The organism is Micromonospora sp. WMMB482, assembly GCF_019038635.1.
GTDB lineage: Bacteria > Actinomycetota > Actinomycetes > Mycobacteriales > Micromonosporaceae > Micromonospora > Micromonospora marina.
On record NZ_JAHOPD010000020.1, the window covers coordinates 6143728 to 6165996 of the forward strand.

General features: G+C 73.6%; 27 protein-coding genes and 1 pseudogene. 20 read left to right on the forward strand and 8 right to left on the reverse strand.

Going from position 1 to position 22269, the window contains the following annotated elements; genetic code table 11:
* Positions 1–82: 82 nt before the first annotated feature.
* A pseudogene (locus KSK32_RS34680) lies at positions 83–439 on the reverse strand (condensation protein); the annotation flags it as partial.
* A gap of 158 nt (positions 440–597) precedes the next feature.
* Here KSK32_RS34680 and KSK32_RS29900 point away from each other — a divergent pair.
* The 4 genes from KSK32_RS29900 to KSK32_RS33680 all read left to right on the forward strand — a co-directional run bounded on the left by KSK32_RS29900 (position 598) and on the right by KSK32_RS33680 (position 2962).
* Complete coding sequence (locus tag KSK32_RS29900) at positions 598–1278, forward strand: 4'-phosphopantetheinyl transferase superfamily protein (protein WP_216934815.1); 681 nt, start codon at positions 598–600, stop codon at positions 1276–1278.
* 74 nt (positions 1279–1352) lie between these two features.
* Positions 1353–1646 carry a phosphopantetheine-binding protein gene (locus tag KSK32_RS29905; RefSeq protein ID WP_289256425.1) on the forward strand — a complete coding sequence of 98 codons (294 nt, stop codon included), beginning with the start codon at positions 1353–1355 and terminating at the stop codon, positions 1644–1646.
* A gap of 3 nt (positions 1647–1649) precedes the next feature.
* A complete protein-coding gene (locus KSK32_RS29910) occupies positions 1650–2723 on the forward strand; it encodes a glycosyltransferase family 2 protein (protein ID WP_254187244.1) in 1074 nt (357 codons plus the stop codon).
* The gene (locus KSK32_RS33680) at positions 2687–2962 is read left to right on the forward strand and encodes a hypothetical protein (RefSeq protein WP_254187245.1); all 276 of its coding nucleotides are present in this window, start codon (positions 2687–2689) and stop codon (positions 2960–2962) included. The genes KSK32_RS29910 and KSK32_RS33680 overlap by 37 nt, the downstream gene beginning before the upstream one ends.
* A 14-nt stretch (positions 2963–2976) precedes the next feature.
* Here the strand turns inward: KSK32_RS33680 and KSK32_RS29915 are convergent, their stop codons facing one another.
* The 4 genes from KSK32_RS29915 to KSK32_RS29930 form a co-directional block, all read right to left on the reverse strand.
* Entirely contained in the window at positions 2977–4215 is a 1239-nt protein-coding gene (locus KSK32_RS29915) for a beta-ketoacyl synthase (protein ID WP_216934816.1), read from the reverse strand.
* Positions 4216–4280: 65 nt separating this feature from the next.
* Entirely contained in the window at positions 4281–4538 is a 258-nt protein-coding gene (locus KSK32_RS29920) for an acyl carrier protein (RefSeq protein WP_216934818.1), read from the reverse strand.
* 96 nt (positions 4539–4634) lie between these two features.
* Positions 4635–5888, reverse strand: a complete 1254-nt coding sequence (locus KSK32_RS29925; protein WP_216934820.1) for a cytochrome P450 — start codon at positions 5886–5888, stop codon at positions 4635–4637.
* A gap of 77 nt (positions 5889–5965) precedes the next feature.
* On the reverse strand, positions 5966–6937 hold the full coding sequence (locus KSK32_RS29930; protein ID WP_216934822.1) for a PaaX family transcriptional regulator C-terminal domain-containing protein: 972 nt from the start codon (positions 6935–6937) through the stop codon (positions 5966–5968).
* A 237-nt stretch (positions 6938–7174) separates the two neighbouring features.
* Between KSK32_RS29930 and KSK32_RS29935 the strand changes: the two genes are divergently transcribed.
* The 4 genes from KSK32_RS29935 to KSK32_RS29950 all read left to right on the forward strand — a co-directional run bounded on the left by KSK32_RS29935 (position 7175) and on the right by KSK32_RS29950 (position 9799).
* The gene (locus tag KSK32_RS29935) at positions 7175–8626 is read left to right on the forward strand and encodes a PHB depolymerase family esterase (protein ID WP_216934824.1); all 1452 of its coding nucleotides are present in this window, start codon (positions 7175–7177) and stop codon (positions 8624–8626) included.
* A 145-nt stretch (positions 8627–8771) separates the two neighbouring features.
* Positions 8772–9152 (forward strand): helix-turn-helix transcriptional regulator, encoded by a 381-nt coding sequence (locus KSK32_RS29940; protein WP_216934826.1) that lies wholly within the window; start codon positions 8772–8774, stop codon positions 9150–9152.
* Positions 9106–9573 carry an SRPBCC domain-containing protein gene (locus KSK32_RS29945; RefSeq protein WP_216934828.1) on the forward strand — a complete coding sequence of 156 codons (468 nt, stop codon included), beginning with the start codon at positions 9106–9108 and terminating at the stop codon, positions 9571–9573. The genes KSK32_RS29940 and KSK32_RS29945 overlap by 47 nt, the downstream gene beginning before the upstream one ends.
* Positions 9566–9799 (forward strand): hypothetical protein, encoded by a 234-nt coding sequence (locus tag KSK32_RS29950; RefSeq protein WP_254187247.1) that lies wholly within the window; start codon positions 9566–9568, stop codon positions 9797–9799. Before KSK32_RS29945 ends, KSK32_RS29950 begins: the two co-directional genes overlap by 8 nt.
* Here the strand turns inward: KSK32_RS29950 and KSK32_RS29955 are convergent.
* A complete protein-coding gene (locus KSK32_RS29955) occupies positions 9740–10711 on the reverse strand; it encodes an IS481 family transposase (RefSeq protein ID WP_216928094.1) in 972 nt (323 codons plus the stop codon). The genes KSK32_RS29950 and KSK32_RS29955 overlap by 60 nt on opposite strands.
* Before the next feature lie 153 nt (positions 10712–10864).
* Here KSK32_RS29955 and KSK32_RS29960 point away from each other — a divergent pair, with 153 nt between their 5' ends.
* Positions 10865–11065 carry a hypothetical protein gene (locus KSK32_RS29960; RefSeq protein WP_254187248.1) on the forward strand — a complete coding sequence of 67 codons (201 nt, stop codon included), beginning with the start codon at positions 10865–10867 and terminating at the stop codon, positions 11063–11065.
* A 27-nt stretch (positions 11066–11092) separates the two neighbouring features.
* Here the strand turns inward: KSK32_RS29960 and KSK32_RS29965 are convergent, their stop codons facing one another.
* Entirely contained in the window at positions 11093–11677 is a 585-nt protein-coding gene (locus KSK32_RS29965; RefSeq protein WP_216934830.1) for a VanZ family protein, read from the reverse strand.
* 601 nt (positions 11678–12278) lie between these two features.
* Here KSK32_RS29965 and KSK32_RS29970 point away from each other — a divergent pair.
* The 7 genes from KSK32_RS29970 to KSK32_RS30000 all read left to right on the forward strand — a co-directional run bounded on the left by KSK32_RS29970 (position 12279) and on the right by KSK32_RS30000 (position 17003).
* Positions 12279–12575 (forward strand): DUF1540 domain-containing protein, encoded by a 297-nt coding sequence (locus tag KSK32_RS29970; protein WP_216934832.1) that lies wholly within the window; start codon positions 12279–12281, stop codon positions 12573–12575.
* Positions 12576–12727: 152 nt separating this feature from the next.
* Positions 12728–13513 carry a DUF2470 domain-containing protein gene (locus KSK32_RS29975; protein WP_216934834.1) on the forward strand — a complete coding sequence of 262 codons (786 nt, stop codon included), beginning with the start codon at positions 12728–12730 and terminating at the stop codon, positions 13511–13513.
* 96 nt (positions 13514–13609) lie between these two features.
* Positions 13610–13993 carry a helix-turn-helix transcriptional regulator gene (locus KSK32_RS29980; RefSeq protein WP_216934835.1) on the forward strand — a complete coding sequence of 128 codons (384 nt, stop codon included), beginning with the start codon at positions 13610–13612 and terminating at the stop codon, positions 13991–13993.
* Between the two features lie 193 nt (positions 13994–14186).
* The gene (gene arsB / locus KSK32_RS29985) at positions 14187–15272 is read left to right on the forward strand and encodes an ACR3 family arsenite efflux transporter (RefSeq protein WP_254187249.1); all 1086 of its coding nucleotides are present in this window, start codon (positions 14187–14189) and stop codon (positions 15270–15272) included.
* Between the two features lie 94 nt (positions 15273–15366).
* Positions 15367–15774, forward strand: coding sequence for an arsenate reductase ArsC (locus tag KSK32_RS29990; protein WP_216934837.1), 408 nt, complete (start codon positions 15367–15369; stop codon positions 15772–15774).
* Between the two features lie 92 nt (positions 15775–15866).
* Positions 15867–16229: a helix-turn-helix transcriptional regulator gene (locus KSK32_RS29995; protein WP_018783931.1), complete on the forward strand. Its 363-nt coding sequence runs from the start codon at positions 15867–15869 to the stop codon at positions 16227–16229.
* A 99-nt stretch (positions 16230–16328) separates the two neighbouring features.
* The gene (locus tag KSK32_RS30000) at positions 16329–17003 is read left to right on the forward strand and encodes a pyridoxamine 5'-phosphate oxidase family protein (protein WP_216934839.1); all 675 of its coding nucleotides are present in this window, start codon (positions 16329–16331) and stop codon (positions 17001–17003) included.
* A gap of 15 nt (positions 17004–17018) precedes the next feature.
* Here KSK32_RS30000 and KSK32_RS30005 read toward each other — a convergent pair whose 3' ends face one another.
* Positions 17019–17927: a helix-turn-helix domain-containing protein gene (locus KSK32_RS30005; protein ID WP_254187250.1), complete on the reverse strand. Its 909-nt coding sequence runs from the start codon at positions 17925–17927 to the stop codon at positions 17019–17021.
* A 314-nt stretch (positions 17928–18241) separates the two neighbouring features.
* Between KSK32_RS30005 and KSK32_RS30010 the strand changes: the two genes are divergently transcribed.
* The 4 genes from KSK32_RS30010 to KSK32_RS30025 are packed head-to-tail and all read left to right on the forward strand — an operon-like array spanning position 18242 to position 22265.
* Positions 18242–18616, forward strand: a complete 375-nt coding sequence (locus tag KSK32_RS30010) for a cupin domain-containing protein (protein WP_216934849.1) — start codon at positions 18242–18244, stop codon at positions 18614–18616.
* Positions 18609–19973 carry a class I tRNA ligase family protein gene (locus KSK32_RS30015; protein ID WP_216934856.1) on the forward strand — a complete coding sequence of 455 codons (1365 nt, stop codon included), beginning with the start codon at positions 18609–18611 and terminating at the stop codon, positions 19971–19973. Before KSK32_RS30010 ends, KSK32_RS30015 begins: the two co-directional genes overlap by 8 nt.
* Positions 19966–21009, forward strand: a complete 1044-nt coding sequence (locus tag KSK32_RS30020) for an FAD-binding oxidoreductase (protein ID WP_216934858.1) — start codon at positions 19966–19968, stop codon at positions 21007–21009. The genes KSK32_RS30015 and KSK32_RS30020 overlap by 8 nt, the downstream gene beginning before the upstream one ends.
* On the forward strand, positions 21006–22265 hold the full coding sequence (locus KSK32_RS30025; protein WP_216934860.1) for a lysine N(6)-hydroxylase/L-ornithine N(5)-oxygenase family protein: 1260 nt from the start codon (positions 21006–21008) through the stop codon (positions 22263–22265). Before KSK32_RS30020 ends, KSK32_RS30025 begins: the two co-directional genes overlap by 4 nt.
* Positions 22266–22269 lie beyond the last annotated feature (4 nt).

Sequence of the window (22269 nt, forward strand, 5' to 3'; positions counted from 1 at the left end):
CGGACCGGCCGGCGGCCAGGCCGAGGTCGGCCAGCACCAGGGACGTGGCGGTGCCGTCCACCACGAGGTGGTCGATGGTCAGCACCCGGTGCACCAGGGCGCCGCGGTGCCGGATCACCGCCATCCTCACCGACCAGTCGCGGTAGAGGTCGTAGTGGCTCAGCAGGCGGGCGTGGCCCAGGTCGTAGGCGAACGCGGCCACGTCGGCCGGGTCGGCGTCGTCGGGCACCTCCACCACGTCCAGGACCGTCTCGCCGCTGGCCGACACGACCTGGCACGGTCCGTCCCCGCCGCCGGCGCCGAGCCGCATCCGCAGCGCCGGGTGCCGGGCCATCAGCGCGGCGAACTCGGCCGTCACCTGCTCGACTGTGACACCGGGCGGCATCGGGTGGGCGCCGCTGACGTTGTGCGTCCAGCCGGTCTCCCGCATGTCCTGCATGATGGCCTTCTGCCCCCAGGTCAGGGGCGCGGTGCCGGCGCCCGGCCCGGCGAACGCCACGGGCACCTGGGCCTGGACCGTCTGCGCGAACACCCGCTCATCAGAGCAACGTGCATCGGCGCGTGTCAACGTGACGGCGCGCGGTTACGCTGCCGTCCATGCGGGACGCCGTCCGGGTCTGGATCGTTCCGGTGGCGGTGCCGGCCGACGAGCTGGCGCGGTACCGGGCGGTGCTCGACGCGGACGAGCGGGACCGGGCCGCGCGGTTCGACACCGAGGCGCTGCGGGACCGGTTCACAGTGGCGCACGGCGCGCTGCGCGTCCTGGCCGGGCGGGCCACCGGCGCGTCACCGGCGGCGCTGGCCTGGCGCCGGGGCCGGTACGGCAAACCGGTGCTGACCGGCCCGTGGAGCGGCCTGCACACGAGCCTGTCGTACTCCGGCGACCTGGTGGCGGTCGCGCTGAGCGAGGGCCGTCCGGTCGGGGTGGACGTCCAGCACGTCGCGCCGGGCGGGGATCCGGTGTCGGCGTCGGCGCGCTTCTTCCACCCGCAGGAGGCGCGGCACGTCGCCGCCGGGCCCGGCGCGGCCGGCCGGGCGCTGCGGTTCACCCGGCTGTGGGCGCGCAAGGAGGCGGCGGTCAAGGCGGCCGGGGGGCGGCTGTGGCCCAACCTCGGGATGCCGGTGCACCGGGGCGACGTGGTCGAATGCGTCGACCCGGCCGGACCGCACCGGCTGACCGACCTGCGCAAGCCCGCCGGGTACGCGGTGGCGGTCGCGCTCGCCGGTGAGCGGCCGTACGCCGTCGAGTGCCGCACCGGCCCCGGTCAAGATCGGTGACGATCGCCGCACCCGTTGACACCCGCCGATGTCCCCTGCTCTGATGACTCCATGCCGACGCGCATGATCGACTCGTGGGACGCCCGGTGCTAGAGCACGACGCGCCGGTCGCCGCGCCGCCCCGTGACCAGGTCGTGGACCGCCTGACCGTGTTGCTGACCCGCATGCTCCGGCCGGACGCGCCGGTCACCGAGCAGACCCAGCTGATGGACGAGCTCGGCCTCAGCTCCTCCCTCGGCCTGGAGTTGCTGCTGGCGCTGGAGGACGAACTGGAGATCCAGATCGACGTCGAGGAGCTGGACGAGGACCGGATGGCCACGCTCGGCGACCTGGCCGACTACATCACCGCCAACTCCACCCCGCGCTGAGCCATGGACCGGCCCGGCCTGAGCGTGGTGGTGCCCGCGCACGAGAACGGATCCGCGCTCGACGCCACGCTGCGCTCGCTGACCCGGCAGACGCTGCCGGCCGGGGAGTTCGAGGTGGTCGTCGGCGACGACGGCTCGGCCGTGTCGCTGGGCCCGGTGGTGGACACGTACCGGGACCGCCTGCGGATCGACTACGTCCGCAGCGAGCGGAACCGGGGCCGCAGCGCCAACCGCAACGCGGCGGCGGCCCGGGCCCGCGCGGACACGCTGATGTTCCTCGACGCCGACACGGTGGCCCATCCCGGGCTGCTGGAGCGGCACCGCGACTTCCACGCCGGGCGGGCCGGCCGGCCCGGCGTGCTGCTCGGCCAGCGGTACGACCTGGACTGGGCCGGCGCGGACGCGCTGCGCCGGGACGAACCGGTCGTTCCGGCGATGCTCGACGCCGAGCGCGGCGACCCGCGGCTGGAGGACATCGCCCTCCCTCAGCGGACTGACGACTTCCCGAGCGCGCCCTGGGTGCTGGGCCTGACCCACAACGCGTCGGTGGACCACGAGTCGTTCCGGCGGGTCGGCGGGTTCGACGAGGCGATGGTCAAGTGGGGCTTCGAGGACCTCGACTTCTTCTACCGGGTGTTCCACCTGCACGGCGCGCCGCCGGAGCTGTTCCGGCTGGACGCCGACGCGCTCTCCTACCACCTGCCGCACTTCCGCAAGACGTCGAACGGGCTCGCCTCGATGGACAACATGAAGTACCTGCTGCGCAAGCATCTGCGCTACGACGTCGAGGTGCTGTACGGGCTCAACACGTTCGGCCGGCACCTGGGCCGGATCCGGCTCTACGGCCAGGCGATCGAGGCGTACCGGGCCGGTGGGCTGGGCCGGCCGGACGTCCTGCCCGCGCCGCTGCGCGACGAGCTGGCGGCGAGCGTGGCGCTGGTCGTGGGCAACGGCGTGTCCGCGCTGGACCTGGCGCCGGGTCGCACACGTTCGACCACGACGCGCCGACCGGCGAGACGAACTCCCACCTGCTCGGCACCGTGCTCCAGCAGTTCAAGGCCGGCGCGCTGGATCTGATCGTCAACGTCGACATGTGGCGGTGCCTGCTGCCCGAGGATCTGCCCGCGTTCCTCACCCGGGGGCTGCTCAAGGCCGACCGGATCGAGCTGGTCGCCACCCGTACCGGCCCGGACCAGCGCGCCCTGCTGCCGGTGCCGCTGGTCGCCGACCTCGACTACGTGGCCGACATGCTGCGCCCGCACTTCACAGTGGCCGTCGCCACGTACGACACCGCCACGGTGATCACGCTGCGCTGAGGCACACCGCGCGGTCAGGCGGGGCGCGCCAGGACGAGGCTGACGTTGTGGCCGCCGAAGCCGAACGAGTTGGACAGCACCGCGTCCACCTCCACCGCCCGCGCCTTCGCGCGGATGTGGTCGACCTCCCCGGCGCGTTCCGGGTCGTCCAGGTTGTGCGTGGGCGGCAGCAGGCCGCGACGCAGCGCCTCGACCGCGATGGCCGCCTCGATCACGCCGGAGACGCCGAGCATGTGCCCGGTCACGCCCTTCGTCGAACTCATCGGCGGCGGGCCGGTGTCGTACACCTCGGCGAGCGCGGCCAGCTCGGCGGCGTCCCCGGCCCGGGTGCTGGTGCCGTGCGCGTTGACGTACCCGATGTCGCCGGGCACCAGCCCGGCGTCGCGGACGGCCATCCGCATGCACGCGGCCGCGCCGGCGCCGTCGGGGCGCGGCGTGGTCGGGTGGTGGGCGTCGTTCGTGGCGCCCCAGCCGAGCACGTCGGCATGGCGGTGGGCACCGCGCGCGGCGGCGTGCGCGGCGCGTTCCAGCACGAACACCCCGGCGCCCTCGCCGAGGACGAGCCCGTTGCGACGCCTGTCGAAGGGGCGGCTCGCGGCGGCCGGGTCGGCCCAGCCGCGAGCGAGCGCCCGGGCGTTGCCGAACGCGTACGCGAACGTCGGGAACAGCGGCGCCTCGGCGCATCCGGCGAGCACCACGTCCGCCTCACCCGCGCGCAGGATGCGCAGCGCCTCACCGATCGACTGCGCCCCGGCCGCGCACGCCGTGCCGATGGACGAGGTGTAGCCGTGGATGCCGAACTTGATCGCGATGCGGGCCGCGCCCATGTTCGGCAGTGTCCCGGGCAGCATGTAGGGGCTGACCCCGAACCGGCCCCGCGCGGCGCGGCCGAGCACCTGTTCCTCCAGGGTGGACAGCCCGCCGACGCCGGAGACGACGGCCGCCACCCGGTACGGGTCGACGTCGTGGCCGATCCGCAGCCCGGCGTCGGCGAGCGCGTCCTCGGCGGCGCGCAGCACCATCACGATCGACCGGTCCACGACGCGGGACTCCGGGCCGGGCAGCACGCTCGCCGGGTCGATCGCCGGGGCGAACGCGGCGACGTCGACCACGCCGTGCAGCGGATGGCCGGCGGGCGGTCGGGAGAGCCCGGAGCGGCCGTCGCAGACCGCGTCGAACACGTCGGCGGCGGTGGAGCCGACCGGGCTGACCAGCCCGATCCCGGTGACGGTGACCGATTCGCGCACGCTCACCGGACCCGGTGCCGCGCCGGAACCGCCGGGACGCGACCCGACCGGCTGTCGTGCCCCGGCATCGGTCAGTGCGCCGAGGCCGGCGCGATGCGCGCCGCCACCGCCCGGCTGAACTCGCCGACGGTCATCATGGCGAGGTCCTCCGCCTCGTCGTCGAAGGCGACAGCGAACCGGTCCTCCACGCGCACCGCCAGCTCGGCCAGGCCGAGGGAGTCCACGTCGAGCCCGGCCGGGCCGAAGACGGTGTCGTCGTCGACGTCGGAGACGTCGTACTTCATCTCGGTGAGTGCGGCGAGGAGGAACGCGCGGATCTCGTCGGTCATGTCCGGTGTTTCCCTTCCACGGTGTCCTGGCGGCGCGCTCGACCTGCTCGACGGAACCTGTGAGGCGCGGAGCGGACACTCCGCGTAGCATCGACCTTACTCGATCGGGTTGGTTTGGCAAGACACCCGGCCGGTCAGCCGTACGGGCAGCCGGTCGTACCCGCGCAGCATCAGCGCGCGGCGCGGCCCGGGTTCGGCGGCCAGCCCCGGGAAGCGGTCCAGCAGGCGGGGCAGGACCAGCCGCCCCTCGGCCCGGGCCAGCGTCGCCCCGAAGCAGTAGTGCGGTCCGGCGCTGAACGCCAGGTGCCGGTTGTCCGCGCGGGACGGGTCGAACCGGTCCGGGTCGGGGAACCGGCGCGGATCCCGGTTCGCGGCGCCGGTCAGCACCACCACCGTCCGGCCCGCCGCCACCGGCAGGCCGGCGACCTCGGTGTCCGCGGCGGCGTAGCGGACCGCGAAGTGCACCGGCGGCTCGTACCGCAGGATCTCCTCGACGTACGACGCGGCCAGCGACGGATCGGCGCGCAGCGCGTCCCGGGCGGCCGGCCGTTCGGTGAGCAGCACCAGCCCGTTGCCGAGCAGGTTCGCGGTGGTCCGGAACCCGGCGTTGTACATGATGATCAGGTTGGCCAGCAGCTCGTCGGCGGTCAGCCGGCCGGGTTCGGCGTCCAGGCCGCGCAGCAGGGCCGAGACGAAGTCGTCGTGCGGCGCAGCCCGGCGCGCGACGACCAGATCGGTGAAGTACGCGGTCAGCTCCGCCGCCGCCACGTTCGCGGCCCGTACCTCGCGCATGGACCGGCGGCCGATCTCCAGCACCGCGTCGAACGCGCGGACCCGGGACGGGAACCACTCCCGGTCCGCCTCCGGCACGCCCAGCAATTCGCCGATGACGTCACTGGGCAGCCGGAGCGCGAACCGCGCCATGAAGTCGACCGGCCGGCCGTCCGCGCCCTCGGCGGCGAGCCCGTCGAGCAGGTCGTCGGCGATGCGCCCGATGGCCGGTTCCAGCGCGGCGACCCGGCGCGGGGTGAGCGCCTGGGAGAACAGGTGCCGGACCCGGAGGTGGTCGCCCTCGGCGGCGTTGAGCATCGACGACTGGAGGATCCGGATCACCTGGTGCTCGCGCCAGCGCACGCCGGCCCGGTCCAGGTACTCGGCGCCGAGCACCCGGAAGACGGGGTCGCGCAGCACCCGGTTGACCGCGTCGTACCCGTGCACGACGAGTGCGTGCGGGTCGGCGGGCCGCAGCGCGACCGCCTCCCCCGCCTCGTGCAGCCGGGCGTAGAACGGGTACGGGTCGCGCCGCACCTTGTCACCGAGCAACTCGTCGAGGGAGAAGGTGACGCGCATGGCCGCTCCTCGCGGGATACCGGGTGCCGCGACCCTAGACTCATCGCCGCCGATGTGTCCATGAGCGACGGTGAGTGTCAGCCCGCCGGCGCACCGCACCCGTCCTCGCCGACGCCTACGAGCATGTCGGCGGTGGTGTGCGCCCGGATGCCCTGCGGCACCGGCTCGGCGAACCGCGCGACGACCGTCCGGACGTGGGTCTCGGCGGCCCCGGCCAGGCCGTCGTAGACGGCCGCGAACAGGTCCCGGGCCGTCCGGCGTGGCCACCCGGCGGGGAGCAGCTCCAGCGGCAGCCGCGGGTCGAGCGTGGGAAACCGCCGGTACGTGTCCATCACCTCGGTGCGCGCCCGCACGGCTGCGGCGCCGTCGACGGAGCCGAGCCGCGACACCAGTGGCGTCCACCGGCGCAGGAACGCCTCGTAGTGTCCGCTGATCGCGTCGACGTCCCAGGCGTCGACGGGGGCACGCTGGCCGATCGCGTCCAGCGCGTCCTGCCGTCCCCGGAACACCGTGACCGCGCCGAGGGCGAGCGGGGCGAGCCGGGCCCGCGCGGGTGCGGCCAGCTCGTACGGCGAGATCCACAGCCCGTCGTAGAGCGGCGCGAAGCCGAGCCAGCGCAACTGGCCGCGCAGCGCCCGGCGCTGCGCTCCGTGATCCTGGGGCAGTGAGAAGGCGACGATGGTCCAGCATCCGTCCCACGTCTGCACGTCGGTCGTGGAGGCGATGATCCAGTTCCCGCCGGCGGACAGGTACTCGGCGGCGGAGCGGCTGAGCCGGTAGAAGCTGTTGCGGCCCTGCCGGGCGCCCTCCAGCACCCCGCGGCGGGCCAGCCGGCTGATCGCGGTACGCGCCCCGGCACTGGTCACCCCGGCCTCGCCGAGCAGCGCGACGATCGCCGCGGACGGCAGCGCGGCGCGGGTACGCAGCGTGTAGTCGGCGAGCAGGGTCACCGCGACGCTCTGCGGTGAGGTGCCGGCCTGCCGCCGGGGCAGCCGCGCGGCGGGCCCCTCGTCCGGGTAGATCTCCTCGATGTCGAACGGGTTTGCCACGCGCGCTCCGGGCTGGGCTCAGGGACGGTGCACCGACTGTAGACGAACGCCGCCAAAGCTCATCGGAGCACGTCGATTGACACTTCAGCGCCCGGCGGGAACACTATGTGCCACACGACGGAGCCGGGCCGGGCGAGACACGTCAGTGGGCGAGACGCGACACCGCGGTGGTCCGGGCCGCCGGCGCGACGCGCGCCCGCCCGTCACCGCCCGCACAGGGCGACCGAAGGAGAATCCGTGAGAATCAGAGCCAAGATGGTGGTGGCCCTGGCCGCGTCGCTGGCGGCGGCCGGCCTGGTGATCCCCGCCGTCCAACCCGCGTACGCGGCGTCACTGACCGAGGTGACCAGCTTCGGCGACAACCCCGGCCGGATGCGCATGCACGTCTACGTCCCGGACGCCCGTCCGGCCCGGCCGGCCACTGTGGTCGCCATGCACGGCTGTGGCGGTTCCGGCCCCGGCTTCTACTCCGGCAGCGAGTTCGCCGGCCTGGCCGACCGGTACGGCTTCATCGTCATCTACCCCAGCGCGACCCAGCAGGCCGGCTTCGGCAACTGCTTCGACACCTGGTCCGACGCGGCCAAGCGGCGCGGCGGCGGCAGCGACCCGGTGTCGCTCATCTCGATGGTCCGCTACGTCCAGCAGCAGTACGGCGCGGACCCGGACCGGGTCTACGCCACCGGCAGCTCGTCCGGCGGCATGATGACCAACCACATGCTGGCGCTCTACCCGGACGTCTTCAAGGCCGGCGCGGCGTTCATGGGCGTGCCGTTCAACTGCTTCGCCGGCGCCGCCGACTACCCGCCCGGCGCCAGCCAGTGCACCGGCGGGAGCATGAACCGCACCCCGCAGCAGTGGGGCGACGCGGTCCGCCAGGCGTACCCCGGCTACACCGGCCCCCGCCCCCGGGTGCAGCTGTGGCACGGCACCAACGACACGCTGGTGCCGTACTCGCTGCTGCAGGAGACGATCGAGCAGTGGACGAACGTGTTCGGCCTCAGCCAGAACCCCACGTCCACCGACACGCCGCAGTCCGGCTGGAACCGGCGGCGCTGGGCCGACACCTCCGGCACGGTCCAGGTCGAGGCCTACAGCATCCAGGGCGCCGGGCACAGCCTGCCGTCGGCGGGGATGGCCGCGGCCGCCGTGGCTTTCTTCGGCCTGACCACCTCGCCGGGACCGACCACGCCCCCGCCCGGCCCGACCACGCCCCCGCCCGGCCCGACCACGCCCCCGCCCGGCCCGACCACGCCCCCGCCCGGCCCGACCACGCCCCCGCCCGGCCCGACCACGCCCCCGCCCGGCCCGACCACGCCCCCGCCCGGCCCGACCACGCCCCCGCCCGGCCCGACCACGCCCCCGCCCGGCACCGGCGCCTGCTCGGTGAGCATCGCGCTGAACGCCTGGAACAACGGGCTGACCGAGAACATCACCATCAGCAACACCGGCACCACCGCGGTGAACGGCTGGTCGCTGGCGTTCACGCTGCCCGGCGGTCAGACCATCACCTCGGGCTGGAACGCGTCCTACTCCCCCGCCTCGGGGCAGGTGACGGCGCGCAACCTCGCGTACAACGCGGTCATCCCGGCCCGCGGCTCGACCACCATCGGCTTCCAGGCCACGCACACCGGCAACACCGCCCGGCCCGGCTCGTTCAGCCTGAACGGCTCACCCTGCACGATCGCCTGACCGGCACTCCGCACTCCGGCGTTCTTCCCACGGCGCCGGGGACGGCCCCGCGACCCGCACCGGTCGCGGGGCCGTTTCACGCGTACGCCACGCTGATCCCGGCATAACGTTGAACCAATTGGTTCAGTGTCGTACGGTGAACCTCGTGGTTCAGCAAGAGACGCTCGACCGGGTGTTCGCCAGCCTGGCCGACCCCACCCGACGCGACATCCTGATCCGGCTCGGCGCGGGTCCGGCCACCATCAGCGAGCTCACCGAGCCCACCGGGATGAGCCTCACCGGCATGCGCAAGCACGTGCGCGCGCTGGAGGACGCGGGCCTCGTGGTGACGCGCAAGGTCGGCCGGTCCCGGCAGTGCCGGCTCAGCGAGGCGCCGCTGGACTCGGCGATGGCCTGGATCGCCTTCTACCGACGGCTCTGGGCGCGTCGCCTCGACGGCCTCGACGCCTATCTCACACTCACCACGGAGGACCGCGACCATGACACTCCACATGCGGGTGACACGACACCTTCCGGGCACCCCTGACGAGGCGTTCGACGCCTACACCGACGCCGGCAAACAGAAGATCTGGTTCGGCATCCTCGACGAGGAGCCCGGCGTCGTGGAGATCGATGTCGACCTGCGGGTCGGCGGGAGGCAGACCGCCGTCTGGGGCCCCTCCCCCGACGAGCTGTTCCGGGAGACGCAGACGTTCCTGGAGATCGACCGCCCGCACCGGCTGGTCACCGAGTCGACGGGCACCGGCCCGGTCGGCACGACCATGACCACGCGCATCGAGGTCACCTTCGAGGCGAAGGACGGCGGCACGCTGATCACAGTGGTGCAGAGCGGCTTCCCCACCCCGCAGCTGCGCGACCTCTTCGTCGGCGAGGTCTGGGCGGGGGCGTTCGCGCGCATCGAGGCGTACCTGATCCGGGAGCAGGCAGAGGAGACCTCCCGTGGCTGACCTGTCCCGCACCGCCGTCGTCGCGCTCGCCACCGCCGTCGCGGTGGTCGTCAACCTGGCCGTGTACGCCATCGGCCGGGCGGCCGGCGGCAGCTTCCTGTTCACCGCCGACGGCCGGCGGGTCGAGGTCGACGCGGTGACCGTGGCGGGCTTCAGCGCGCCGCCGCTAGCTGTAATGCCCAGCAGCGTTGTTGACGCGGTTGATGGGTGGTTTGCCGCCGAGTGAGGTGTGGTTGCGGTGGTGGTTGTAGGTGTGCAACCAGGCGGGTAGAGCGTCAGCGCGTTGCTGGTTGCTGGTGAAGGGTTGGGCGTAGGCCCATTCGTCGCACAGGGTGCGGTTGAAGCGTTCGGCTTTGCCGTTGGTCTGTGGTCGGTAGCGGCGGGTGAAGCGGGCGGTGGCACCGAGGTCGGTCAGGGCCTGGTGCCAGGCTCGGCCGCGGCGGTAGGCCAATGCGTTGTCGGTCATGACGCGTTCGACGCGGGTGATGCCGTGGGTGGCGAAGTGCTCGGCAGCGCGGCGTAGGAAGCCGGCACAGGTGTCGGTCTTCTCGTCGGGGTGGATCTCGGCGTAGGCGAGACGGGTGTGGTCGTCGATGGCGCAGTGCACGTAGTCGAAGCCGACACGGCTGGCGTTGCGGGCACGGCGGTGTTCCAGGCTGTCGCGGCCCAAGATGCGCCAGCCGCCGCCGTCGCGAACCCGGCCGAGTTTCTTGACGTCGACGTGGATCAGCTCGCCGGGCCGGTCGCGCTCGTAGCGGCGGATGAGCTGACCGGTGGGCCGGTCGAGCCAGGCCAGGCGATGTAGACCGTGCCGCGTCAGAACGGCGTGCACCGTCGAGGCCGGCATCCCGAGCAACGGTCCGAGCCGGCGAGCCCCGAGTTTGCGTTCCTGGCGCAGTTGGCAGACCCGCGCCTCCAACTGGGCGGACGTCTTGTGCGGCTGGTGGTGAGCCCGGCTGGATCGATCCCGCAGACCAGCGTCGCCCTCGGCCCGCCACCGCTGCAGCCACTTGTAGCCGGTGGCCCGAGAACAGCCCAGTTCCTTCACGACGTGGGCCACCGGCCGACCCTGGTCAACGACACGCGTGATGAGCAGCCGCCGGCCGTGGATGGTCAGCCGGGCATTACGGTGGGCCATGAGACCTCCGGTTCCGTGTGGGCGTCAGCACCTCACACCTCGCCGGAGGTCTCGCCTCGTCTCAAGCCGCCACGCCGTCAACAACCCTCATGGGCATTACAGCTAGCGCTCGGGCTCGCCGCCGTCGCCCTGCTGGCCTCCCGGTTCGCCTAAGTGGTCCGGGCGGCGCTGATCGTCGGCCCGGCGCTCGCGGTGCTCACGATCGCCACCATGACGCTGCCCGCGGACCTCGACACCACCAGCACGATCACACTGGCGGCCTGCCACCTCACGCTCGCCCCGATCATCGTCGTCGCGGTGTCCGCCCTCGGACGGCGCGCGCGCCGCGCCACGGCGGGCCCGGTCGCCGCCTGACGGCAGGTCACCCCCGGGCCGGCCCGGTCAGCGTCGCGGGGCCGCGACCGGTCGGGGACGGTCCGGCGACGCCTCGGCCGGTTCCCGCCACCAGCGGCGCGACGCCAGCGCGGCCAGCCCGGCGCCCGCGGTGTTGAGCAGGACGTCGTCGACCGAGGAGACGCGGTCCAGCCGCAGGACGTACTGCGCGACCTCGACCAGGACCGAGCAGCCGGCCGCGAGCGCCAGGATCCGGGGCACCGACGCCAGCGCCGCGAACCGCAGCGGGCCGAAGAACCCGAGCGCGGCGAACACCAGCAGGTTGCCGACGATCTGGACCGTCACCGTCAGCGGCCCGCTCGCGAGGACGGTGAGCAGGTCCCGCAGCGGCACCAGGCTCACCCGGCCGGGGACCGCGCCGGCCCGTTCCCCCGGCAACATGATCATCCAGACCCACGGCACGGTCCCGTAGACGATTCCCACCTCGGCCAGCGACCTCCGCCACGCCGGCCCCGCGCCGCCGGGCCGGCGGGCCAGAACCCCCACCGCGAGCGCGGCCACCGGCAACGCGGCCACGGTCAGAAGCACGACCCCGTTGATCGTGCCGAACCAGCCGTGCCACCCCTCGGTCACGCCGCCTCCACCCGTCCGCCCCGGATCCGCCGGGCCCGCACCGGGCCCGCGGTCCGCTCAGGGTGCCACGCCCGCGCCGACAGGTGACCCCCACCCGGCGGACATCGCGGACGCGGAGCCTGCGCTTCCCGCCGCCGGACTCGCATTCCACGCCCCGAAGACAGCCCTGGATCCCCGCCGGTTCGTCGATTTCCGGCTGGCATTTACGGCGCGCCCCGAATCGCGTCGGCCGTTCCGGAACCCGCCGTCGTCACCCGATCACCCATTCGACCGGAAGCCCCGGTTCCCGGCGGCACGACAGCGTACGTATTCGCAGCTCAGGGCCGTTTTGGCGGGCCACAACCAGGCGCCGGCATTCGCGGTACCGGAGAGTAAAGAAAGACTCACCTAACCAAGGTTAGCCTTATCTTCGTCGTTGGGAATTCGGCGGGGAAACGGCGGCGTAAGGCCGCCAAACCCGCATTCCGTTGCTAAGGTGAGGCAGATCCTCAGGGACGGCCGAGAGGTTTGAAGACCGGGCCACCCGGCAAATACCAGATGGCATTCGAGCACCACGAGGCCGGCCGTTGGCGTCCGCCGGCCCGCATGACTTGGAGGCACCATGAAGACCCTGTTGCAGTCTCCGCCGGTACGTGAGTGCGCCGCCACCGCGTGCAGCTTCAACGACAGCGGCTGCCACGCTCCCGCGATCACCGTGGCGGCGTCCGCCGACGCGGCCTCCTGCGCGACGTTCGTCGAGTCGTCGCTCAGCGGCGGGATCGCGGAGGTCACCGGCGCGGTGGGCGCGTGTGCGCGGGCCGAGTGCGTGTTCAACAGCAACCTCGCCTGCACCGCCGAGTCGATCACGGTCGGTCCGGGCGCCACGGTCAGCGACTGCCTCACCTACCAGCCGGCCTGACGAACCGGACAGCACGCCCGTACGGGTCACGACGGTCACCGTCGTGACCCGTACCGCGTCTGTGGCACCCGACCCGCCGTTGCACAGGTAAGCCTTACCTACTACCGTCTGACCTGGGCCGCGCTCACCCCTTTCCGGCCGAGGAGACAGACATGGCGTTGCACCCCGCCGGGCGTCCGGCCCCGTCGGCCGGCGTCGCACCCGTCGCCACAGGGCGGTCGGCGGGCGGTACGGGCACCTCCTCCACGCCCGGCGACGCCGTGGCCGCCCGGCGCGTGCTGGCCGCCGCCTCCTCGCTGCGGCTCACGCTCGGCGACACCACTGCCGACCTCCTCTCCGCCCACGCCGTCCTCCCCGACGGCACGATCGTCCTCGCGGTCGACGCGATGAGCCGCACCGGCGGCCTGCTGGTCGCCGCGCGCGGCCACAGCGGCGCGGTGCGCCTCGACGTGACCGACCTCGCCCCGGTCGCCGTACGCTCCCGGGTGCGGTCCCGGCTGCGGATCCTCGGCACCGCCCGCCGGTTCGACCCGGCCGCCCTCGACGCCTGCGACCCGGCCACCGTGATGTCGCTGCTCGACCTGCCGCCGGTGGCGCTGTGGGCGGTCGAACCGGACGAGATCGTCCTCGACCGGGCCGCCGATCCCGTCGCGGTGGACCTCGGCGCGTACCGCGCGGCCCGGCCGGATCCGATCGCCGTCGACGAGGCCGCCCACCTGGCGCACCTGGCGCGCTGCCACCGCGACGTCCTCGACCGGCTGGGCGCGCTCGTCGACCCCGCCGGTTCGGCGCGCGTCGTCCCGGTCGCGCTCGACGCCGAGGGCGTCGTGCTGCGTGCGGAGCGGCCGGACGGCCACATCGACACCCGGCTGCCCTTCGCCCGCCCGGTCACCGCCGGCTCCGGCCTGGCCGAGGCGCTGCGCACGCTGCTCACCTAGAGCCCGCCGCCGCGTCGATCACGGGAGCCGGATGACGAGGGCGACGGGCGGGCCACGGGACTTGCGCGCTGATTAGACAGATGTCAACCTAGAGGCATGTCGAAGCAACAGGCGCCGATCCCCCTCGTCGACCTCGGCGGCGAGGCGCCGTGCTGCCCCCCACTGGCGCAGCGCCGGGTTCCGGCCGAGACGGCAGCGGTGCTCGCGCCCGCGTTCAAGGCCCTCGGCGATCCGGTACGGCTGCAGCTGATGTCGATGATCGCCTCCGCCGAGGGCGGCGAGGTGTGCGTGTGCGACCTGACACCGGCGTTCGACCTGACCGGGCCCACGATCTCCCACCATCTCAAGACGCTGCGCGAGGCGGGCCTGGTGGACGCCGAGCGGCGGGGCACCTGGGTCTACTACCGCGCGCGACCGCAGATCCTGCGCCAGCTCGCCGGCCTGCTGTCGATCGAGCCGGCCGCCGCGGCGCAGCGGTAGGCCACCGCCGTACCGGGCGGCGCCTCGTGCTCCCGCACGACGAGCCGGTCGATGCCGGCGTGATCACCGCCGAGCCGCATGGCCGCCTCCCCTCCGATCGCCTCAGCCCGCAGGCACGCGCGGCAGCCGCCCACCACCTGGCCGACCTCGCCGGACGCGCACGCGCCGGCACCGACACCTCGCGGGAGTGCCCATGAGCACCGCCACCAGAGCCGACCACGCCCCACCGGTGGTGGCACGCCTGTCGCGCCTCGACCGGTTCCTGCCGGCCTGGATCGGCCTGGCCATGGTCGCCGGCCTGCTGCTCGGGCGGATCGTCCCCGGCCTGGACGACGCTCTCGACGCCGTCAAGGTCGGTGGCATCTCCCTGCCCATCGCTCTCGGCCTGCTGATCATGATGTATCCGGTACTGGCCAAGGTCCGCTACGACCGCCTCGACACCGTCACCGGTGACCGGCGCCTCCTGGTCTCGTCGCTGGTCCTCAACTGGATCGTCGGCCCCGCCCTCATGTTCGCCCTGGCCTGGGTGTTCCTGGCCGACCAACCGGAGTACCGCACCGGTCTCATCATCGTCGGCCTGGCCCGCTGCATCGCGATGGTCATCATCTGGAACGACCTGGCCTGCGGCGACCGGGAGGCGGCAGCGGTCCTCGTCGCCGTCAACTCGGTGTTCCAGGTTCTCGCGTTCGGCCTGCTCGGCTGGTTCTACCTGTCGGTCCTGCCGGGCTGGCTGGGTCTGGACGGCGCCGCGCTGGAGGTCTCCGGCTGGGACATCGCCGGCAACGTGCTCGTCTTCCTCGGCATCCCGCTGCTCGCCGGCTACCTCTCCCGCCGCCTCGGCGAGCGCGCCAGGGGCCGCGACTGGTACGAGCAGCGATTCCTGCCCAGGATCGGCCCCGCCGCACTGTACGGACTGCTGTTCACCATCGTCATCCTGTTCGCCCTGCAGGGCGAGGCCGTCACCGGCCGACCGGCCGACGTGGCCCGCATCGCCCTGCCGCTGCTGGCCTACTTCGCCCTCATGTGGGCCGGCTCCTACCTGCTCGGCCGGGCCGTCGGCCTGAACTACGAACGCACCACCACCCTGGCGTTCACCGCCGCGGGCAACAACTTCGAACTGGCCATCGCGGTCGCGATCGGCACCTTCGGGATCGCCTCCGGCCAGGCCCTCGCCGGTGTCGTCGGCCCGCTGATCGAGGTTCCGGTTCTCGTCGGCCTGGTCTACGTGTCGCTGTGGGCCCGCACCCGCCTGTTCCCCACGCCGGGCATCCGGTCATGAGACGCCTCGACCGCGGATCCGAAGCCGGCACCGGCATCTGCGTCCACCGCGCTGCGGCACGCCGCGCGGCCACCACCGCAATCATGGAGACCCGATGAGCGACAAGCCCAGCGTCCTGTTCGTCTGCGTGCACAACGCCGGCCGTTCCCAGATGGCCGCCGGGTGGCTGCGCCACCTCGCCGGCGACACCGTCGAGGTCCGCTCCGCGGGCAGCGCACCCGCCGACCTGGTCAACCCCGCCGCCGTCGAGGCCATGCGGGAGGTCGGCATCGACATCACCGGCCAGACCCCCAAGCTCCTGGAGTACGAGACGGCGGAGTCCTCGGACGTCATCGTCACCATGGGCTGCGGTGACGCCTGCCCCGTCTTCCCCGGCAAGCGGTACGAGGACTGGAAACTCGACGACCCCGCAGGCAGGGGCCTCGACGCGGTACGGCCCATCCGGGACGAGATCCGCACCCGGGTGGAGCGGCTGCTCGCCGAACTGCACCGCACCGCCTGACACCCGCCCTCATGGTCGCCCACCGCGCCACTGACGGTGATCCGGTCCTGGTTGTACGGGCAGGCGGAGCCCTTTGGTGCAACGATGCAGGCGTGGGAACTGCGAAAACTGCCACCCCGGCCATCTCGCCGCTCGCCGGTGAGCCGATCAAGCGGGCCGATGCCGAACGGCTCGCGGGAGTGCTGAAGGCGTTCGCCGACCCGGCCCGGCTGCGCCTGCTCAGCCTGATCCAGTCCGCTCCGGAGGGCGAGGCGTCCGTCAGTGACCTCACCGCGCCGCTCGGGCTCTCCCAGCCGACCGTCAGCCATCACCTTCGGATCCTCACCGAGGCCGGCCTGATCGAGCGGGAGAAGCGGGGTGTGTGGGCGTACTACCGCCTGGTGCCGTCGGCGATCTCGGCGATCGCCGAGTCGTTGACGCCGCCGCGCAAGCGGCCCACGAAGAAGGTCCGCTGAGCCGGAGAGCACCCCGCTTTCCCACCGGCCCGGCGGGCCGGCCCTTGAGGACCGCGGCCCGACCCGGTAGAAACGGCGTGGCCGACGGGAGAATCAGCCATGACCGACACCGACGCGCGGTTGTCCGCGACGCCGCGTACGACCCTGCGCCGGATGAAGGAGAAGGGGCACCGCGACCGCGCCGCCCTGTTCGACGTGCTCCGGGCCGCCTTCGTCTGCCATCTCGGCGTGCTCGTCGACGGCGGTCCGATGGTGGTGCCGACCGTCTACGGCTTCGACGACCGGCATCTCTACCTGCACGGCTCGGTGGCCAGCCGGAGCCTCACCACCGACGCCGAGGTCTGTGTCACGGTCACCGTGGTCGACGGCCTGGTCCTGGCACGCTCGGTGTTCGAGCACGGGATCAACTACCGCAGCGCGATGATCTACGGCCGGCCCCGGTGGGTGACCGACGCCGAGGAGAAGCTGCACGGCCTGCGGCTGCTGACCGAGCACGTCGCCCCCGGCCAGTGGGACCACGCCCGCCGCCCGAACCGGCGGGAGCTGGCGGCCACCGCGCTGCTGGCGCTGCCGCTGGCCGAGGCGTCGGTCAAGACACGCAGCGGCCCGCCGGACGACGGCGACGGCCCGGACGCCGCCCTCGGGCTGTGGGCCGGCGAGCTTCCGCTGGTCGCGCGCTGGGAGCCGCCGGTGACCGACCCGGCCCTGCCGCCGGCGACGCCGGTGCCGGCGCACGTCGCCGCGCGCGCCGGCACCCGCGCCGACCGGGGCTGACCGGCCCCGGTCCGCCTACCGGAGCTGGCGGGCCACCTCCGCCAGCGGCAGCCGGGGCTGGACGGCCGCCCGGGCGGCCACCACCGCGAGCGCCCGGGGCACGCCCGCGCAGTGCGCGATGATCTCCCGCACCGCCGCGCGTTCGGCGGTGAGGCGACGTTCGCCGAGCCGGGCTGCCAGCAGCTCCCACGCCTCGCCGGCGGCCAGCTCGTCGACCACGACCGGGCACGCGGCCTCGCCGACGACCAGGCCGGTGAGGCGGTCCCGGCTGGTCACGACCACCATGCAGCCGGGTACGCCGGGCAGCAGCGGCCGTACCTGGTCGGCGTCGCGGGCGTCGTCGAGGACGATGAGCATCCGGCGTCCGGCGAGCGCGCTGCGGTAGAGCCCGGTGCGCGCCGCCGGGCCGCACGGGACACCACCGGGTACGTCGAGCGCCTCGATCAGACCGCCGAGCGCCTCGGCCGGCGCCACCGCCGCTCTGCCCGGGCCGCTGCCGCCGAGCTGGACGTGCAGCACCCCGTCGGCGAACCGGGCGGCCGACCGGTGTGCCCAGCGCAGCGCCAGCGCCGTCTTGCCGATGCCGGACCGGCCGGACAGGACGCACACGACGACGCTCGACATCCGCTTCGGTCCGCCGTCGAGCAGCCGGTCGAGTTGCCGCAGTTGGGCGGAGCGGCCGGTGAAGCCGGGAATCTCCAGCGGCAGTTGCATGGGGCGGATCCGGGCCGCGGGCGCCGGGTGGGCGGGTAGCCCGAGGACCTCGCGGAGCAGCCGGACGGTCGCGGGCCGCGGACGGGTCACCCGCGACGACTCCAGGTTGCGGATGCTCCGGACGCTCAGTCCGGTGCGGGCGGCCAACTCCTCCTGGGTCAGGCTGGCCAGGCGCCGCGCGGTAGCGATTTCATGACCCAACGTATCCATGTAGCCGATCACAGCGTCGTCTCCGTACCGGTTCTGGTGGATTCATGCCGGTGGACCACCGGAGCCGGGGCCGCTGAGCGGGCAGTCAGCAGCGACATTGCCGGTGATCTGCCGGTGAAGCTCCTGTCGGCCAGCCGAGGTTAAGTCCACAGTGGGTCCGACGCTATCGACCGGAGTCGAATCGACGGTCGACGAGACGGGCCCTTCCCGGCATCGGTGCAGCGTCGCAGAAGCAGCACTTCCGGTCACTCTCCGCAAACCTCAGATCCGTCCGGCGCGGCCCGGAGGGCAGTGCGCCGACCAGGAGGACGAACATGCGAAGGTACGTCAGCGACACCGCCGAACTCACCGACGAGTACGGCATCCGGATCGGCCGCTGGACGCAGTACCGCGATCTCGGCCCGTTGCCGTTCGACGCCATGTGGTGCGTGATCCCGCCCGGTGGCAGCAGCAGCGAGGACGTCCACCCCGAGGTCGAGTTCGCCGTGGTGACCCGCGGCACGGCCATCTACGAGGCGGGCGGCGAGAAGGTCGAGGTGCCGACCGGCGGCGTGATCCTGCTCGAACCCGAGCAGAGCCACGTCATCCACAACCCCTCGCCGGAGCAGCCGCTCACCATCCTCAGCATCTACTGGATGCCCCGCCCCGACGGGCAGGCCGGCGCGGGCGACGGGACCGGCCGTGACTGAGGCCCCCTCCGCCACCGGCGCGGTGCTGGTGGTGACGCCGCCACCGACGCCGAACGGGCCACTGCACCTCGGGCACCTCAGCGGCCCGTACGTCGCCGGGGACGTCGCGGCCCGCGCGCTGCGCGCCGCCGGCCGGCGGGTGGTGACCCAGTGCGGGCTGGACGCGCACCAGAACTACGTGCTCGCCCGGGCGGAGGCCCTGGGCGAGACTCCGGCCGACACGGTCGCCCGGTACGGGTCGTCGATCCACGCCGCGCTGCGCGCCGCGCGCATCAGGTACGACGTGATGGCCGACCCGCTGGCCGACGCGGGCTACCGCCGGGCGGTGGCCGGTCTGCTCGCCGAACTGGTCGAGGCGAAGGTGGTGGAGGTCGCCCCGGTGTCGCTGCGCGCGTGCGCGGCCTGCGGGCGGACCCTGCACCACGTGCGGGTCGCCGGGCGCTGCCCGGCCTGCGGCGCCGGCGCGAACGGCGGCACCTGCGAGGGGTGCGGCGGCTTCTGCACCGCCGCGAACCTGGCCGACGCACGGTCGACCTGCTGCGACGCGGCGCCCGAGCCGGTCACCCACACCGTCCCGGTGCTGCGGCTCGACGAGCACCGGGAACGTCTCGCCGAGTTCTGGTCCCGGGCGGTGCTGCCGCCCCGGCTGCGGCACCTCGTCGCGTCGTACCTGGACGGCGGGCTGCCGGAGGTGCCGCTGGCGTACCCGACGGACTGGGGCATCGAGTGGGACGACGGCCTGCGCGTCGACGTCTGGGCCGAGATGGCCCTGGCCAACCTGGTGCTGCCCGCCCGTCACCTGCGGCCGGACGTGGACACGCTGGCCGGGTACCTGGACGCGTGGCGGGACGTGGACGAGCAGTGGATCTTCCTCGGGGTGGACAACGCCTTCTACTACGCGCTGCTCATCCCGGCCCTGCACCTGGCCGCCGGGCTGCCCGACCGGCCCACCGGGCTGGTCGTCAACGAGTTCTACCGGCTCACCGGCGCCAAGTTCTCCACCAGCCGCGAGCACGCGATCTGGGCGCACGAGTTCCTGCCCACGGAGGACCCGGCGGTGGTCCGGGCGTTCCTGAGCTGGGACCGGCCGGACAGCTACGAGTCGGACTTCCGCCCGGAGGCGTACGAGGCGTTCACCGCCCGCTACGCCGCGACCCTGGCCGGGACCACCGCCGGCCTGGACGGCGTGCTCGCCGACACCGAGCTGACGCGCGGCGAGCAGGCGCTGCGCCCGGAGCACTTCGACCCCGCCACCGCGGTCCGGGCGGCGCTGGCCGCGTACCCCGAACGGCCGGAGCGAGCCGCCCGCCTGCTCGGCGTCATCGGCGGCGCGGGACCGGCGGAGTCCGATGGGTGAGCCGCGTGTGCTCGTCGTCGGCGCGGGCGTGAGCGGCGTCCTGCTGGCCCGGCGGCTGCGGGACGCGGGCGCCGAGACGGTCCTGATCGGCCCGCACGGCGGCGCGGCCGGGCGGCCCGCCGACGCGACGGCCGCGTCCGGCGGGCTGGTGCGGGCCTTCGAGCCCGATCCGGCCGCCCGGTCCCTCGCCGCCGCGAGCCTCGCCGAACTGCTGGCCGACCCGTCCCTCGCGACGGCGGCCGGGTGGCGGCGGACCGGCTCGCTCTACCTGCTCGGCGCCGGGGCGGCGGCCGGTGTGGACGGCGCCGAGGTGCTGACCGGGAACGAGGTCACCCACCGGTTCGGTCTCGCCGGGCTCCCGGACGGCACGGTGGGGATCTGGGAGCGCCGGGCCGGCTACCTGGACCCGGACCGGTTGCGCCGGACCGTCCTGCGTGGCCTGGGCCGGACCGAAACGACACCGGTGGCCCGCCTCGACGACCGCGTGGTCGAGCTGCGCGACGGCCGCCGGCTCACCGGCGACCTCGTCGTCGTGGCCGCCGGAGCCTGGACCCCGCGCCTGCTGCGCGCCGCCGGGTTGCCGACCTCGCTGCGCACCAAGCACATCCAGTACGCCCACCACGTCACCGCGCGCGGCGACCTGCCGTGCTTCGTGGACGAGACCAGCGGCCTCTACGGACGGCCGGCCGGTCCGGGGCGCGTGCTGCTGGGGCTGCCGAGCGACAGATGGGACGTCGACCCGCCGTCCCCGGAGCCGGACGCCGCACTCGCGGCACGGGTCCTGACCGTGGCCGCGCGGCGGCTGCCCGGCCTCGACCCGCGACCGGCCGGGCCGCCGGTGAGCGCCGCCGACTGCTACAGCGAACCCGCCGGGCTGGCCCTGCGCCACGTGGCCGGCGCCGTGCACACCTTCACCGGCGGGAGCGGCGGCGCCGCCAAGACCGTCCTGGCCGCCAGCCGGCTCGCCGCCACCGCCCTGCTGAACACCCGAACCGCGATCCCTGTCCCCCACGGCCACACAGAGGCAGACTCATGACGCAGACCTTTCACACAGTGGGAATCGGCGCCGGGCCGGCGAACCTGAGCCTCGCGGCGATGTACGACACCCTCGCGCCGCACGACATCGCGCTGTTCGAGGCGCGAGAACGGCCGGGCTGGCACGACGGGATGCTGCACAGCGGCGTCCGCATGCAGACCGGCTGGGTCAAGGACCTGGTCTCGCTCTACGACCCGACCCACCCGCTGTCGTTCCTCAACTACCTGGTCACCACCGGCCGGGTGTACGCCCTGCTCGGCGCCGGTTTCGACACCATCCCCCGGATCGAGTACCAGCAGTACCTGGTGTGGGCGGCGGGGCGACTGCCGCGGATCACGTACGGCACCCGCGTCGACCGGGTCGAGTTCGACGGCGCGCTGGTGAGCCGCAGCGGCGGTGTGGAGGTCGCCCGCTCCCGGCACCTGGTGCTCGGCAGTGGGACCGTCCCCTTCGTACCGGAGTTCCTGGACGCCCTCGACCCCCGGCACCTGTTCGTCGCCGACGAGCTGCACCAGCGCCTGGCCACCGTGCCGGACTCACCGGACCTGCCGTGGATCGTCATCGGCAGCGGCCAGACCAGCGCGGAGTGCGTCGCGGCGCTGCTCGCCCGCGGGTGCCGCGACATCAGGTGGATCGGGCGGCGGTCGTGGTTCGCCCCGCTGGAGGACTCCCCGTCGGCGAACGACCTGTACCGGCCCGCCTACCAGGAGGCGTTCCTCACCCTGTCCCGGGACGTGCGGGAACGTCTCGTCTCCGGCCAGATCCTGACCAGCGACGGCATCTCCCCGGGCACGTTGCGCGGCATCTACCAGCACAACTACGAGGAGCGGCTGCGTACCGGCCGGTTCCCGGTGACGATCATGCCGAGCCGTACCGTGACCGGCGCCCGGCAGCTCGACGGGGAGGTCGAGCTGGAGTGCCTGACCGCCGGCAGCGGCGAGGAACGGCACCGGGCGGTGAACCTCGTCGTCGCGGCGGGACGCCGGCAGGCGCCGCTGCCCTTCGATCCGGAGCTGACCGCGCTGATCGACCTGGACGAGCGCGGTGAGCCGGTCATCGAGTCGGACTACTCGATCCGGTGGAAGCACGCCGACGACCACAAGATCTTCGTGCTGAACCGGGGGCGGTACGTCCAGGGGCTCGTCGACTCCAACCTGAGCATCCTGCCGATCCGCAGCGCGATGATCCTCAACTCGATCGCCGGCCGCACTGTCTGCCGGTTCCGCGACGACTACCTGAGCACCCGATGGGCGTGAGCGC